At 38.6% G+C, this 14,149-nt stretch carries 14 protein-coding genes; 9 read left to right on the forward strand and 5 right to left on the reverse strand.

All coding sequences use genetic code 11. From position 1 onward, the window contains the following. Window positions 1–36 precede the first annotated feature (36 nt). The 6 genes from H4J62_RS03845 to H4J62_RS03870 all read left to right on the forward strand — a co-directional run bounded on the left by H4J62_RS03845 (window position 37) and on the right by H4J62_RS03870 (window position 7,718). A complete protein-coding gene (locus tag H4J62_RS03845; RefSeq protein ID WP_182213612.1) occupies window positions 37–738 on the forward strand; it encodes a SapC family protein in 702 nt (233 codons plus the stop codon). Window positions 739–828: 90 nt separating this feature from the next. Beyond that, complete coding sequence (locus tag H4J62_RS03850) at window positions 829–3,486, forward strand: family 20 glycosylhydrolase (RefSeq protein WP_182213610.1); 2,658 nt, start codon at window positions 829–831, stop codon at window positions 3,484–3,486. A 219-nt stretch (window positions 3,487–3,705) separates the two neighbouring features. Then, window positions 3,706–4,599, forward strand: a complete 894-nt coding sequence (gene nagK / locus H4J62_RS03855) for an N-acetylglucosamine kinase (RefSeq protein WP_182213608.1) — start codon at window positions 3,706–3,708, stop codon at window positions 4,597–4,599. 44 nt (window positions 4,600–4,643) lie between these two features. Next, a complete protein-coding gene (nagA, locus tag H4J62_RS03860) occupies window positions 4,644–5,777 on the forward strand; it encodes an N-acetylglucosamine-6-phosphate deacetylase (RefSeq protein ID WP_182213607.1) in 1,134 nt (377 codons plus the stop codon). A gap of 64 nt (window positions 5,778–5,841) precedes the next feature. Continuing rightward, the gene (gene nagP / locus H4J62_RS03865) at window positions 5,842–7,134 is read left to right on the forward strand and encodes an N-acetylglucosamine MFS transporter NagP (protein ID WP_182213865.1); all 1,293 of its coding nucleotides are present in this window, start codon (window positions 5,842–5,844) and stop codon (window positions 7,132–7,134) included. Window positions 7,135–7,496: 362 nt separating this feature from the next. Continuing rightward, entirely contained in the window at window positions 7,497–7,718 is a 222-nt protein-coding gene (locus H4J62_RS03870; protein WP_070375825.1) for a TIGR02922 family protein, read from the forward strand. A gap of 90 nt (window positions 7,719–7,808) precedes the next feature. On the opposite strand, the gene ccmE is transcribed toward H4J62_RS03870, so the two are convergent. Genes ccmE through ccmA form a run of 5 tightly spaced genes read right to left on the reverse strand, consistent with a single transcriptional unit; the run spans window position 7,809 to window position 10,719 of the window. Next, window positions 7,809–8,324: a cytochrome c maturation protein CcmE gene (gene ccmE / locus H4J62_RS03875; RefSeq protein ID WP_182218289.1), complete on the reverse strand. Its 516-nt coding sequence runs from the start codon at window positions 8,322–8,324 to the stop codon at window positions 7,809–7,811. After that, the gene (gene ccmD, locus H4J62_RS03880) at window positions 8,321–8,596 is read right to left on the reverse strand and encodes a heme exporter protein CcmD (protein ID WP_182218286.1); all 276 of its coding nucleotides are present in this window, start codon (window positions 8,594–8,596) and stop codon (window positions 8,321–8,323) included. The genes ccmE and ccmD overlap by 4 nt, the downstream gene beginning before the upstream one ends. After that, entirely contained in the window at window positions 8,596–9,342 is a 747-nt protein-coding gene (locus H4J62_RS03885; protein ID WP_070375828.1) for a heme ABC transporter permease, read from the reverse strand. Before H4J62_RS03885 ends, ccmD begins: the two co-directional genes overlap by 1 nt. Beyond that, window positions 9,342–10,034, reverse strand: coding sequence for a heme exporter protein CcmB (gene ccmB, locus H4J62_RS03890; protein ID WP_070375829.1), 693 nt, complete (start codon window positions 10,032–10,034; stop codon window positions 9,342–9,344). Before ccmB ends, H4J62_RS03885 begins: the two co-directional genes overlap by 1 nt. A 10-nt stretch (window positions 10,035–10,044) precedes the next feature. Further along, window positions 10,045–10,719 (reverse strand): cytochrome c biogenesis heme-transporting ATPase CcmA, encoded by a 675-nt coding sequence (ccmA, locus tag H4J62_RS03895; RefSeq protein WP_404842433.1) that lies wholly within the window; start codon window positions 10,717–10,719, stop codon window positions 10,045–10,047. Window positions 10,720–11,085: 366 nt separating this feature from the next. On the opposite strand from ccmA, the gene H4J62_RS03900 reads away from it, so the two are divergent. From H4J62_RS03900 to H4J62_RS03910, 3 genes are read left to right on the forward strand one after another with little or no spacing between them, the layout of a single operon-like run. Further along, on the forward strand, window positions 11,086–13,101 hold the full coding sequence (locus H4J62_RS03900) for a heme lyase CcmF/NrfE family subunit (protein WP_182218292.1): 2,016 nt from the start codon (window positions 11,086–11,088) through the stop codon (window positions 13,099–13,101). Continuing rightward, window positions 13,101–13,667, forward strand: a complete 567-nt coding sequence (locus H4J62_RS03905; protein WP_182218284.1) for a DsbE family thiol:disulfide interchange protein — start codon at window positions 13,101–13,103, stop codon at window positions 13,665–13,667. The genes H4J62_RS03900 and H4J62_RS03905 overlap by 1 nt, the downstream gene beginning before the upstream one ends. Next, the gene (locus H4J62_RS03910) at window positions 13,667–14,140 is read left to right on the forward strand and encodes a cytochrome c-type biogenesis protein CcmH (RefSeq protein WP_404842434.1); all 474 of its coding nucleotides are present in this window, start codon (window positions 13,667–13,669) and stop codon (window positions 14,138–14,140) included. The genes H4J62_RS03905 and H4J62_RS03910 overlap by 1 nt, the downstream gene beginning before the upstream one ends. Window positions 14,141–14,149 lie beyond the last annotated feature (9 nt).

A 14,149-nucleotide genomic window follows, 5' to 3' on the forward strand; every position in this document is an offset into this window, starting at 1 on the left:
TATAAAAATATAAAATAAATATTACTGGAGAAATACATGGCTAACTTATCGCCACTCAATAAAAGTCAGCATCAAGCACTGAAAGTAAAAGTAGACCCTAGTTATGCACATAGTGCTAATAGCCATGTTACCCCTATTTCCGTTTTTGAATTGCCGCAAGTTCAGGCGGAATATCCTATTGTTTTTATTAAGGATGCAGAAACAGGACGTTTCCACTTAGTTGCGTTACTTGGCTTAAAGCCGCAGGAAAATTTGTTTCATAAAAAAGAGGGCTGGAATGCTTTATATGTTCCTCAGCATTTGACTAACTTCCCTTTTGTATTATCGTCGTCTGTTGAACAACCTAATAATTTTGTTGTGGGTATTGATTTAGACAGTCAAACGGTATCAGAGAGCGATGGCGAAGCATTGTTTACTGATACGGGTGAGCAAACAAAGTATTTAGTACAAGTCACAGAAAATCTTGCTCGAGCTAATTCACAGCTTAATGCAACGCAACTTTTTATCAATACAATGGTAGATAAAAGTTTACTCTCTTCTCAATCATTAACGATTAAACCTATTAACGCTAAAGAGTTCACGGTAACGGGGTTATATTCCATCGATGAAGAAGCCTTTAAAGATTTAAATGATTCAGACTACCAAGAATTAAAAGACAAAGGGTTTCTTGCTGCGATATATAGTTGTTTGTTTTCTACCCAGCGGATCGCGAAGTTAATTAGCCTTAGCGAAAACTAAACATCAATATCGACTAATTACAATGGAGCCTGAACCCCGAAGAAGTTTTGGCATTCTATTGATTAACCTAAACTTGTGAGTAAGAAAAACATGAACAGACAACTCATTGTCTTATTTTTGGTAACGAGCATAAATTTATTCGGCTGTGAAAAATCACCAACTCATTCCGCTACGACCAATGACAAGACCCAGCAAGATGTATTACTTAAACGCTTAGTTAAAGCGACTCAAACTGATATTGACAAGATTGCTGAAACGCTCAATGTTAAGTATAAAGTATTGACCAATATACCCAGTGATAAGTGTGATATAAATATCGCCGACGGTAATTGCTTTGAAGTTGAGCTAAGTTTCACCGCGACTCAATCTATAACTAGTAATGATTGGCATATTCACTTTAGCCAAATTGCGCCTATTCAATCCTTTGAAAGTGATGAATTTTTTGTTGTTCATATTAATGGCGATTTACATAAAATATTGTTGAATGATAAGTTTAAAGGCTTTACTGCAGGTGAAACCAAAACCTTATTGTTTAGAGCTATGTTTTGGTCGTTGTCTGAAACAGATGCTTTACCTAACTATATTGTCAGTTCAAATAATTTACAGCCACGCGTTATAGCCAGTACCAAGCCATATTCAAACAGTGAAACAGGATTAGAAGTACTCCCTTATGTGGTGCCGTTCACTGATGTTGAAAAGCAGTTTAAACGCACCGCCCAAGATTCTACTCAGTGGCTTGATGCGGCAAGTTTATATCAAAGAAATACTCAATTAGGTGAGCAAAAGCTCGATGTGAGCAAGGTGATTATACCTACGCCGAAGTCGGTTATTTATAGTAAGAATAATGCTCAGCTTAGTCTTACTTCTGGTATTCATCTTGATTATGGCAATGTCGACAAAGATGATGTTATCGTAGCCATTACTCGCTTAGACACCTTAGGTATTGCTAATAATACTCAAGGCAAGCCTGTCACGTTAAGGCTGCTTGAAGACAACAGCAAAATGATTGGCAGTTACCAATTAGACATCACCACAACAGATATTAAGATCACAGGTGTTGACGGCGCTGGTGTTTTTAATGGCTTGCAATCACTATCAAGCTTAATCACCTTAGGTTCAACGCAAGTACCTGTGTTAACGGTTAATGATGAACCTCATTATGAGTTTCGCGGTTTGTTAATTGATGTTGCGCGTAACTTTCACGATAAGACGTTTATTTTAACCCTGCTTGATCAAATGGCAGCTTATAAACTTAATAAGCTACATTTACACTTAGGTGATGATGAAGGCTGGCGATTAGAAATCCCCTCGCTCCCCGAGTTAACCGAAGTGAGTAGCAGGCGCTGTTTTGATTTAAACGATAAAAATTGTTTATTACCACAACTGGGCGCGGGTATTGACCCTAAAAGTGAAGTCAATGGCTATTATTCTGTGGCTGACTATCAAGAGATATTACAAGCAGCAACGGCTCGCCATATTCAAGTGATCCCCTCTTTAGATATGCCAGGGCATTCACGTGCTGCAATTAAAGCGATGGCAGCGCGTACCAAGAAATACGCCATAGCTGAGCAAGATGACAAAGCAAAACAGTTTATCCTCCATGATGCTAATGACCCAACGGTCTATTCATCCGTGCAATTTTACAATGATAATACCATCAACGTTTGTTTAGAGTCTTCTTACGATTTTGTGACTGAAGTGATGACTCAAGTTAAGAAAATTCATGCTGATGGTGGTCAACCGTTAACGCGTTATCACATTGGCGCAGATGAAACTGCGGGCGCTTGGATAGAGTCTCAAGCCTGTAAAGACTTTATTGCCAATAACGATAAAGGTGTTAAAAAAATGAGTGAACTTGGTGCTTATTTTATTGAGCGTGTTGCTGGTATTTTATCAGCATTAGACATAGAAACCGCAGGTTGGAGCGATGGTATGGAGCATACCCGCAAAGAGAATATGCCGGCTATTGTTCAGTCGAACGCTTGGGATACGTTAGCGTGGGGAGGTCATAACAAAACCCATCAATTAGTCAATAGAGATTGGCAAGTTGTGCTGTCATCACCTGATGTACTTTATTTTGATTTCCCTTATGAAGCTGATCCCAAAGAACATGGTTATTATTGGGCCTCTCGCCACACTAACACCGAAAAAGTCTTTCAATTCATACCCGACAATTTACCTATTCATGCGGAGTTTTGGTTGGACCGTCAAGACAATCCTTATCAAGCCGATGATAGCCAAACCCCGATGAAGTTAGGTAATCGTTTCCTCGGTATCCAAGGGCAGTTATGGAGTGAAAATACTCGTACTGACCATACGGCGCAATATAAATTATTTCCACGACTGTTTGCTTTAGCCGAGCGTGCATGGCACTTAGCTGATTGGGCAGTTCCTTATAATTATCAGGGGGCTAAATACAGTCAGGCAACTAAATTTTTTACTGCAGAGAAAAAAGCCCTGCGCGATCAACAGTGGCAATTATTTGCGAATACTATCGGTCAAAAAGCCTTAATTAAATTAGAAAATGATAACATTTTTTATCGATTACCTACCGTAGGTGCCATCGTAAAAGAAGGGAAACTTTATGCCAATATTGCTTTTCCTGGTATCGCTATTGAGTATCAAGTATCGGCGGGCAATTGGACTCGTTACCAAGGGCCAGTAGCTATCGAGGGCACAGTAAACGTTCGCAGCATTAGCTTTGATGGACAACGTAAAGGTCGGGCAGTAACGATTAATAACCACTAATTTATGGTTTACGCTCTTGGCGGGCTAGTTAATAAAGCCCGCTTAATCAGACTATTCATTATTTATTTTGTAATAGAAAAATAAAAAAAGCATTTTTATTAAAAAAACAAATGACAACGCTGTCATTTGTCGTTAAGATAAAATCAGATTACATTTTAGACACTGGCTGTTTATTAAGCATTGTGATTAAAATAATAAATATAGAGACATGAGGTCAACATGCTGAGCAGCAGCGGCAACAACGAAATATTCTTAGGCATAGATGGCGGTGGCAGCAAATGCAAAGCTATCCTAATGTCGAATGATAATAAAATATTAGGTACTGGCATTGCGGGGCCTGCTAACCCGTTGCACGGTTATGAACAAGCTATAAATTCAATTGCTGAGTCGGCTAAATTAGCACTTAAAAATGCCGGAATTGATGAAAGTGAGCTCGGTAATATAATTGCCGGTGTTGGTCTTGCTGGGGTGAATTTACCGGTTTTATTTGAGCAAATGTCAAACTGGCAGCATCCGTTTAAAAAGATGTATCTTGCCACTGATTTACTTATTGCTTGTCTTGGAGCTCACGATGGTAAAGACGGTGCAGTGATGATAACGGGGACTGGTTCATGTGGCTTTTCATATGTTGATGGCCATCCTTATATTGTTGGCGCTCATGGTTTTCCTCATGGGGATAAAGGTAGCGGTGCATGGTTTGGGTTACAGGCAGCAAAACAATCTTTGTTATCACTTGATGGTCTCATTCCTCATTCATCCATTAATGACAAAGTATTAGCGTTATTAAATGTCAAAGATGATGTTGAATTAGTCGAAGTGATTGCTGGTAAGCCAGCCGCTTTTTATGCCCGTATGGCTAATTTGGTTTTTGACTCTGCAGAAGAAGGTGACAAAATTGCGTTAGATATTGTTGCACAAGGCGCTGAATATATTAGCCATGTGGCCAGGCAGTTATTAAAGCAAAATCCACCTGCCATTGCATTAATTGGTGGCTTAACACCAAGAATAAAGCCTTGGTTAGATAAAGATATTAAACGACAACTGATCGAGCCAAAGCATCCACCAGAAGTTGGTTCAGTAATTTACGCTAAACAACAACTTGCTTTACAGTAAAGCCTAGCCAATTAATTGATAGAATTTAAGGAACAAGCATTGCTATGACTATATTTCGTCTTTACGTTAAAAAATTATTTGATGGGCAAAATTTTATTGACCATCAAGTGTTAACGATCACCGATGGAAAAATCACAGCATTTGATAATAATATCTCTGACGTTGATGATGTGCTTGATGGTTTAGTGGTCCCAGGCTTTATTGATCTACAGGTCAACGGAGGTGGAGGTGCACTATTTAACGACTCACCATCATTAAAAAACATTAAAACTATCATGGCCGCTCATGCCAAGTTTGGTACTACAGCGATGTTACCTACCCTTATAACCGATAAAATATCAGTGATGCAACAGGCTGCAGAAGCAATGGCAGAAGCAATGGCAGAAAAAACACCTGGTATTATTGGTATTCACTTTGAAGGCCCACATTTATCTGTTGCTAAAAAAGGTGCACATATCGAAGAGCACATTCGCGCCATTTCACCACAAGAGTGGCAAGTGCTTGAACGTAAAGATATTGGGCAAATACTGGTGACACTTGCCCCTGAAACGGTAAATGTTGATGACATTGCTCGCATGGTTTCGTTGGGTATTAAGGTGTGTTTAGGCCACACCAATGCTGATTTTAACACCGCACAAAAAGCGTTAGAAGCGGGTGCTGACGGATTTACTCATTTGTATAATGCTATGTCGGCAATACAGGGCAGAGAGCCGGGTGTAACGGGTTGTGCTTTGCTCAATGATCAAGCAAGTTGTGGCTTAATTGTTGATGGTCATCATGTTAATTACGAGAGCTGTAAATTAGCGCTGAAAACTAAACCAGTAGGAAGGGTTTTCTTAGTAACTGATGCAATGCCACCGGTAGGTACAAGCGATGTTGAGTTTACTTTAGTTGGTAAAAAAGTGCGGCTTAAAAATGGCAAGTTAACGTCAACAACAGGGGAGTTGGCAGGGTCGGTGCTGAATATGGCGCAAGCAGTAGCTAATACTCATTTAGGCCTGAGGTTACCTTTAGATGAAGCGCTTAGAATGGCCTCAAAATACCCAGCCAATTATATTAAGCAAAGTGATATTCGTGGCAGTTTAACAATAGGTAGTCAAGCTGACTTTGTTGAGCTTAACGATAATTTTACCGTGAAATCGACATGGATCTCTGGGCAAGCTATTTATAGAAACTAACTAACTTAACCTATCATAAAACAATAATAACAAGATAAATATTGAGGAATATATGGAACAGATAATAACAAGTGATAAACCAAAAAGTAATGCACTGCCTATGGCAATTGTCGCGGTACTCTTTTTTATACTAGGCTTTGCGACATGGCTTAATGGGTCATTAATGCCCTACCTTAAACAAATACTCCAGCTGACACCATTTCAAGCATCACTAATATTATTCTCTTTTTACATTGCCGTTACTTTTACTGCACTGCCGTCGGCGACGATTATTCGTAAAGTAGGCTATAAAAATGGTATGGCCTTGGGAATGGCCACCATGATGGTAGCTGGCTTATTATTTATTCCTGCTGCTCAAACCCAAATTTTTGCTTTGTTTTTGTTTGCTCAGTTAGTGATGGGCTCGGGTATTACTTTATTACAAACAGCTGTTAATCCTTATGTTGTCCGTTTAGGGCCTGAAGAATCTGCTGCAGCACGTATTAGTGTTATGGGAATTTTAAACAAAGGTGCCGGTGTTATTGCGCCTTTAGTCTTTACCGCCTTAATTTTGAGTGGCTTTGAAGGTCATTCAACCGAAGTACTAACCCAAGCCAGTATTGATGAGATGGCTAACTCGTTGGTACTTCCTTATTTAGGTATGGCGATTTTCATTGGTTTACTCGGTTTTGCTGTGAAAAAGTCATCACTTCCAGAATTACCCAGTGAAGATGAGGAAGAAGGAGCAAATAGCAAAGGACATATTAAAGAAGCATTATCTCACCCCAATCTAGCATTAGGTGTATTAACTATCTTTTTCTACGTTGCGGTTGAAGTAATAGCCGGCGACACAATAGGTACGTTTGCCTTGTCTCTAGGCGTTGAAAATTACAGCATAATGACCTCATACACTATGATATGTATGGTGGTAGGTTATATATTAGGTATCTTTTTAATTCCTCGTTTTATTTCTCAACAAAAAGCCTTAACTGTTTCAGCCCTGCTGGGGTTGCTGCTAAGTTTAGGTGTGGTCTTTGGTGACAATAATTCATACGCTATCGCTAATATAATTCTTGTTCCTTTTGGAGGAGCAGAACTACCTGATACCTTGATGCTTATTGCATTGCTTGGTTTAGCTAATGCGATTGTTTGGCCTGCTGTTTTCCCATTAGCACTCTCTGGTATGGGGAAATTAACCAGCGTGGGCTCGGCATTATTAGTTATGGGTATTTCAGGAGGGGCATTTGGTCCACTATTTTGGGGCTTGGCAAGCGGTTCATCACTCGGTCAACAAGGGGGTTATATTGTGATGTTACCTTGTTATTTATTTATTCTATTTTATGCGCTTAAGGGCCATAAAATGAAAAGTTGGAAATAATATAGATTCTCTGGACAGTTTCTAAATATTTTAAAAAATTTATCCACATGGATATCCGATCTCACTAGTTGAGGATGCGTTAAACGATCTAATTTGATCGACCCTGGGTTTTATACTCAGGGTTTTTTTTTACTTAAAATTTACAGCAAGATACAACAATTGCTTAAAGATAACTCCGAGTTAACTTAGTATTAACTTAACTTATTGATTTAATTGTATAATTAGCTTTGTATTTTTTGCTGTGTTACTTTGTTTGGATACAAGGTTTACTGATTTTTTATTTTTAGCCATTGCTGAACAATAAAGTTTATAAGTGACTTTAACTTGATAAATTTATAACTCAACAATAATAAGAGTGAATAATGCAAATCTACCAAGAAAAGATAGTAACCTTGATTTATTACAGTGATGACTCTCTAGAACTTTTACATAAGATTGAATCATTTTTACAATCTGCAGAAGGGCGTGTGGTTATTCCTGAAAGCTTTAAGAAAGGTAAGTCGATTATTGCTGTTTGTGAAGGTGAGATTAACATTCTTAATAAAATCGGTGATCGTATTATTTCGGCTTATGATGTTGCTTAGCTAAACGATTAATCGTTTAAATTTTACAATAAAAAACGCTACACCAAGATAAATATAATATTTATCTTGGTGTAGCGTTTTTGTTTTTTACTAGTAGGTTTTCTTTTCTAACTGTTCTTTACTGTAACTGGGTTTTTGATGCTTTTCACCCATGTCATCAGCTAATTCTTTCGGTATGTAGTTCTCGTCATGTTTAGCTAATACTTCAGAGGCTTCAATAAAATTGCCATTAACTAACATACCATTTGCGACTATACCTTGGCCTTCACGAAATAAATCAGGCAGTATGCCGTCATAATGTACTTTAATGACAGGGTCAGAATCATGAAAAACTATTGGCATTCTCATATCTACAAGTTCAAAAGTCACGTCTAAACTTGATGGGTCACGCTTAACACTTCCAGGTACCACTAAACCACCAATGCGAAGACGTTGGCCGTCAATAGGTTTTATGCCGGTATCATCTTTACCCTGATATATTTCAGAGGGTTTATAGAAAAGATCTATATTTTGACTTAATGCATAAAGCACAAATCCAGCAACGACACTTAGGCCGACTAAAATAGATATAACGATGGTTAAACGTTTCTTACGACGTGGATTCATGAAACAACCTTATTAGAGTTTTTGGGTAAATTTTTTAAAACTGCGGTCTTGCTATCAGTTTGCTCTGCTTGCGCTGAATTTTGTTGAGCCGCTTTGCGTAACTTCTTCTCGCGCTGTAAACGAAGTGCTATTTTTTGTTTAACTTTTTTATGGTTGCTAAGACTGCTATAAATTAACGCGGCTAATAAAAAAGCACTAACGCCATAAGATAACCAAACAAAAAAAGCATAACCGCCCATATCAAAAAAGGCTGAAATACTATCAAACTGCATTATTTAATGCCCTCTGCGGTGATCAATTCACGTACCCAAGGACGCATACTATTACGTGCTAATATTTCGGTACGAAAACGGATAGAAATAACAAATGTTACCAACATGGCGATACCTAAAAAGCAGATAACAAATGGCCAGAACATATCCATACTCATTGAGGGAGCACTCATTTTACTTACGGTTGCTCCTTGATGAAGGGTATTCCACCATTCGACAGAATACTTAATAATAGGAATATTGACAACGCCAACGAGTGATAGAATGCCTGCGGCTTTACCTGCAAGGTTTTTATCCTCAAAGGCATTGTGTAAAGCAATAACACCTAGATAGAGAAAAAGTAGCACTAATTCAGACGTTAAGCGCGCATCCCATATCCACCAAGTTCCCCACATAGGTTTACCCCAAGCGGCGCCGGTAAATAATGCTATAGCGGTAATAACAGCTCCCACGGGTGCCATGGCTGCTGCCGATGCATCAGCCAGCCTGAACTGCCAGACTAAACTACAAAAAGCCGCTGATGCCATAGCTAAATATATACTCATTGATAATATAGCTGTTGGCACATGGATATAAAAAATTCTAAAACTGTCACCTTGTTGATAATCAGCTGGCGCAAAAACTAACGCCCAGATAATGCCAATAGTGAGTAAAGTGATCGTAATCTTTGCAATCCAAGGTAATAGTTTACCGACAAAGCGATACGACACTTCAGGATTTGCATAAGGATGTAGCCATTTCCACATTAGTTAGTACTCACTTTTAATGCTGCACTAACAGCAAAGGGGGCTAAGGTTAAGGAGCCAAAAAACAATGCGGCAATTATAGCAAGTTGTCCGCTGTAAGGTAAGTTCATTGCCGCAGTATCTATGGCACTAGTCGCAAAAATCAATATTGGAATATAAAGCGGTAAGACTAATAAACTGAGTAAGACCCCACCTTTTTTAATACCGACAGTTAATGCAACACCAATAGCACCTAATAAACTGAGCACAGGGGTGCCGAGTAATAATGTTAGCATTAATGCCCCATAGCTATTTTCATTTAAATGTAATAATACGGCAAGTAACGGTGCAATAAAAATAAGGGGTAAGCCAGTAACCAACCAATGCGCAATAATTTTAGCCAGTACTAATATAAATATGGGATGAGGACTCAGCATCATTTGTTCTAAAGAACCATCTTCGTGATCAGATTTAAATAAGCGGTCGAGTGATAATAATGTCGCAAGTAAAGCCGCAACCCAAATAATACCAGGTGCAATACGCGCTAAAGTTGTCGACTCAGGACCAATACCAAGTGGGAATAAAGTCACGACAATGATAAAAAATAACAGTGGATTAATAATATCGTCGCGATGACGAAAAGCAATTGTAAGATCTCTTTTGATGATTAAGCTAAAAGCGGACGTATATGATAAATTATGAACGGTTGTCATGTTATTATCTCTAATAAAATCGGTAATCTAAAGTGATTTTTTTCACCTTATCTTCAGGATATGATAAGTCTTGGTGTGTGGTCAATATAACACAGCCACCACGCTGAGCATGTGCGAGAAACAATTGCTCTAATGTATTGACACCACGCTTATCGATGGCGGTGAAAGGTTCGTCTAATATCCAAATAGGCGCGGTACTTTGCCATAAACGTGCAAGTGCAATACGGCGATGCTGCCCGGCACTTAAATGTGAAGCAAGGGCATCTTCAAAACCTAACAAGTTTACTTTTTCTAACGTTTCTTCTGCTGTTGAAATGTCATTGCCATGCAAGGCAAGATTAAATACTAGGTTCTCTTGAGCGGTCATTTCACCTTTTACACCCGGTAAATGTCCTAAATAGAGTAAGTTTTGATGAAAGGCATCTCCATGGTCAACAATATTTTCTTGTTGGAATAACACGCTACCGTCATAGGGTTGAGATAAACCCGCTAAAATACGTAATAAGCTAGTTTTACCTGATCCATTTGGGCCTTCCACCTGTATAATATCACCGCTAGATACTGAAAAATTAAGTGCTTCAAATAATATTCTATCTTCACGAATACACGTTAATTCGTTAGCACAGAGCAATACTTGCTTATTCGTTCGTTCGTTCGGTGGTTGAATATTTTGAGAGTTTGCCAAAAGAATCACTTTTTGAATAATTTAAATACCAAATTTATGGAACAAATATTAACGTATTTTGCTACATAAAGAGTTGATTTAGATCGTAATACCAAGTTGAGTATTATCATACTATATCGGTCGGTAAAGGCTAGCCCTAGCAATGAGAAAATTAATCATTTATTTTCGTATTACATTAATGAAATTACTCACCATATAGTGCTAGAATTACCAAAATTTTTAGTTTGAATTGTTTTTCTTTAACTTGCTATTTACCGTTAATTGAACAACAAACTCACTAAAACGCCATATTAATGGTGTCTTTAATTGATAATTTTTGTATTCAGTAAATACGCTGAATCGGAGAAAGTAATGATCCCTGAAGTAATGCTCCCTGAGTTAGGACATTTCGCCCTTATAATTGGTTTAGCTTTTGCAATATGTTTAAGTATTATTCCATTAGTAGGATTGGCAAGTCATCAAGAGCGATTAGTCGGCTATGCTAAACCCTTAACCTTTGGCATGTTTGCCTTTACAGCCATTAGTCTTATTATTCTCGGTTGGAGCTTTGTCGTTGACGATTTTTCGGTCAAATATATTGCAGGTCATTCAAATTCTCATTTACCTTATTATTTTAAAATAAGTGCAGTATGGGGGGGGCATGAAGGTTCGCTGTTATTGTGGGTTTTCTCACTAACCGCTTGGACTGCCGCTGTTGCTAAATTCAGTAAAGGCATCGACGAAGCCTTTATTGCTAGGGTATTAGCTGTCTTGGGTATGGTAGCCGTTGGCTTTATGCTGTTTACGCTATTAACTTCTAACCCCTTTGAACGCTTATGGCCAATGGTCCCCACAGAAGGTCGCGATTTAAACCCATTACTGCAAGACATTGGCTTAATTATTCACCCGCCGATGCTTTATTTAGGTTACGTCGGTTTCTCTGTTGCTTTTGCTTTTGCTGTTGCTGCGTTAATGTGCGGCAAGTTAGATGCTGCTTGGGCTCGATGGGCAAGACCTTGGACTGTTGCCGCATGGATATTTTTAACTTTAGGTATCGCTTTAGGTAGTTGGTGGGCTTACTACGAACTTGGCTGGGGCGGATGGTGGTTTTGGGATCCCGTAGAAAATGCTTCCTTTATGCCATGGTTGGTTGGTACAGCACTTATTCATTCATTAGCCGTGACTGAAAAACGTGGTACGTTCAGGAATTGGACCGTGTTATTAGCAATATTTGCCTTTAGTTTAAGCCTATTGGGTACTTTCTTAGTACGTTCAGGTGTTATCACTTCTGTACATTCATTTGCCGCAGATCCTGGTCGTGGTTTATTTATTTTATTATTACTGGCGATTGCGGTCGGTGGTTCATTAACACTTTATGCCTTTAGAGCAAGTACAGTACAAACGTTTAGTCGTTTTGCCTTGTATTCTCGTGAAACGGCACTGCTTATTTGTAACATTATCTTAGTTGTGGCAACGGTTACTGTTTTATTGGGCACCTTATATCCGTTGTTGGTTGATTCTATGGGCTTAGGAAAAATTTCTGTTGGGCCTCCGTATTTCAATGCGGTGTTTGTGCCGATCATGAGTTTGCTTTTTGTTGTCATGGGAATTGGTCCGTTAATTCGCTGGAAAAAAGCTAAGCAAGGTGAATTGCGCAAACAAATGATGAGTCCACTAGTGATCAGCGTTATTGTTGGTCTTGCTTTCCCATTTTTATACGGTGGTGAATTTGTGCCCTTGGTTAGTATGGGTATAGGTTTAGCCTGTTGGGTTTTTCTGGTCGTTCTTAAAGAATTAACGAATCAAATAAACTCGGGTAATGACAAAGGGAAATTTTCTAAGCTGACATTAAGCCAGTGGGGCATGACCTGTGCTCACATGGGGATAGCGATCACTATCGTTGGTGTAACGATAGTCTCTGTTTATGAAAGTGAAACTAACGTAAAAATGCACATTAATGAAAAAGTTCAAATTTCTGATACCGATTATGAAATCGCTTTTAAAGGTATTAAGCAAGTAAAAGGTGCTAACTACAGTGCCGAACAAGGTCAGATAGAAGTGTACAATAATGGTGATTTTGTTACGCTTTTGAAACCTGAACGTCGCACATACTTAGTACAGACCATGGGAATGACTGAAGCGGGTATTGACCCAGGTTTATTCCGTGATATTTATGTGGCATTAGGTGATCCCTTAGAAGGAAATGCTTGGGCAGTTCGTGTTCATTACAAACCCTTTGTTCGTTGGATATGGTTGGGTGCAATATTTATGTCGTTTGGTGGGTTTTTAGCGATATTAGACAAGCGCTACCGTCGTAAAAAAGTCAGTAAGACCACCAATAAAAAGTCAATAAACACAGCTAGCGCTGATGAACTAGCAACAAATAATCAGGGAAATGCGTAATGGGTAAGTTAATTCGTTTAATTCCACTGATATTGTTTATTGCTTTAGGGGCTATTTTATTTCGCGGTTTATCGCTTAATCCGACTGAACTACCTTCTGCGTTGATTGGCAAAAAATTCCCTGAGTTCAGTTTACACTCGGTATTAAACGCTGATCGAACTGTTACGACAGCTGACTTTAAACCGGGTATAAAACTGGTGAATGTTTGGGGAACTTGGTGTCCATCGTGTCGTTATGAGCACGAATACTTGAACGAATTGTCTAAAACAAATCGTTTTACTATTTATGGTTTAAATTATGATGATCAACGTGTTGATGCGGCAAAATGGTTAACCGAGTTAGGTAATCCTTATCAATTCTCGGCCTTTGACGAAGAGGGAAAATTAAGTGTTAATTTAGGTGTATACGCAGCACCAGAAACTTTTGTGGTGGACCACAGTAATATTATTCGCAAACGTTATGCGGGTCCATTAACTCCACAAGTTTGGCAAAACGAATTTGAGCCACTTATCACTCAAATAGAAGCAGAATTTTTAGCTTCGTCAACGATCAAAGGAAGCCAGTAATGATGTTCAATAAATTGTTAGTTGCTGTATTTTTAACGACTGTTACCTTGCTGAGTTCATTTGTTCTAGCCAGCCCGGTTGATACTTATGTCTTTAAAGATAAGGTCACCGAAATTCGTTTTAATGCCCTTAATAAAGAATTACGTTGCCCTAAATGTCAGAATCAAAATTTGGCTGATTCTAATTCACCTATTGCCGCAGATCTTCGCCGTGAAGTTTATGACATGCTTCAACAAGGTAAGGCCGATATGGAAATTGTTGATTTTATGGTGTCACGCTACGGTGAGTTTGTTTTATATCGCCCTAGGGTCTCTAGCTTAACTTATCTTTTATGGTACGGCCCTGCAGGGCTATTATTTATTGGTGTGATAGTCGTCGTTATTATTCTTCGTCGAAAGCCAGTTAAAAATGCCCAACAACCATTAAGCAATGATCAAAAAAATAAGCTTGATCAAATTCTAAAGCATAAATAAGGCTGTCTC

This window comes from Colwellia sp. BRX8-5, from assembly GCF_014077325.1.
In the GTDB taxonomy this organism is placed as follows: domain Bacteria; phylum Pseudomonadota; class Gammaproteobacteria; order Enterobacterales; family Alteromonadaceae; genus Colwellia_A.

Bases quoted from the DNA above. Each gene is read 5' to 3' on its own strand.
- nagA (WP_182213607.1), top strand. From the start codon at position 4,644: ATGACTATATTTCGTCTTTACGTTAAAAAATTATTTGATGGGCAAAAT.
- H4J62_RS03870 (WP_070375825.1), top strand. From the start codon at position 7,497: ATGCAAATCTACCAAGAAAAGATAGTAACCTTGATTTATTACAGTGAT.
- H4J62_RS03845 (WP_182213612.1), top strand. From the start codon at position 37: ATGGCTAACTTATCGCCACTCAATAAAAGTCAGCATCAAGCACTGAAA.
- H4J62_RS03900 (WP_182218292.1), top strand. From the start codon at position 11,086: ATGCTCCCTGAGTTAGGACATTTCGCCCTTATAATTGGTTTAGCTTTT.
- H4J62_RS03850 (WP_182213610.1), top strand. From the start codon at position 829: ATGAACAGACAACTCATTGTCTTATTTTTGGTAACGAGCATAAATTTA.
- ccmB (WP_070375829.1), bottom strand. From the start codon at position 10,034: ATGACAACCGTTCATAATTTATCATATACGTCCGCTTTTAGCTTAATC.
- ccmE (WP_182218289.1), bottom strand. From the start codon at position 8,324: ATGAATCCACGTCGTAAGAAACGTTTAACCATCGTTATATCTATTTTA.
- ccmD (WP_182218286.1), bottom strand. From the start codon at position 8,596: ATGCAGTTTGATAGTATTTCAGCCTTTTTTGATATGGGCGGTTATGCT.
- H4J62_RS03905 (WP_182218284.1), top strand. From the start codon at position 13,101: ATGGGTAAGTTAATTCGTTTAATTCCACTGATATTGTTTATTGCTTTA.
- H4J62_RS03910 (WP_404842434.1), top strand. From the start codon at position 13,667: ATGATGTTCAATAAATTGTTAGTTGCTGTATTTTTAACGACTGTTACC.
- nagK (WP_182213608.1), top strand. From the start codon at position 3,706: ATGCTGAGCAGCAGCGGCAACAACGAAATATTCTTAGGCATAGATGGC.
- H4J62_RS03885 (WP_070375828.1), bottom strand. From the start codon at position 9,342: ATGTGGAAATGGCTACATCCTTATGCAAATCCTGAAGTGTCGTATCGC.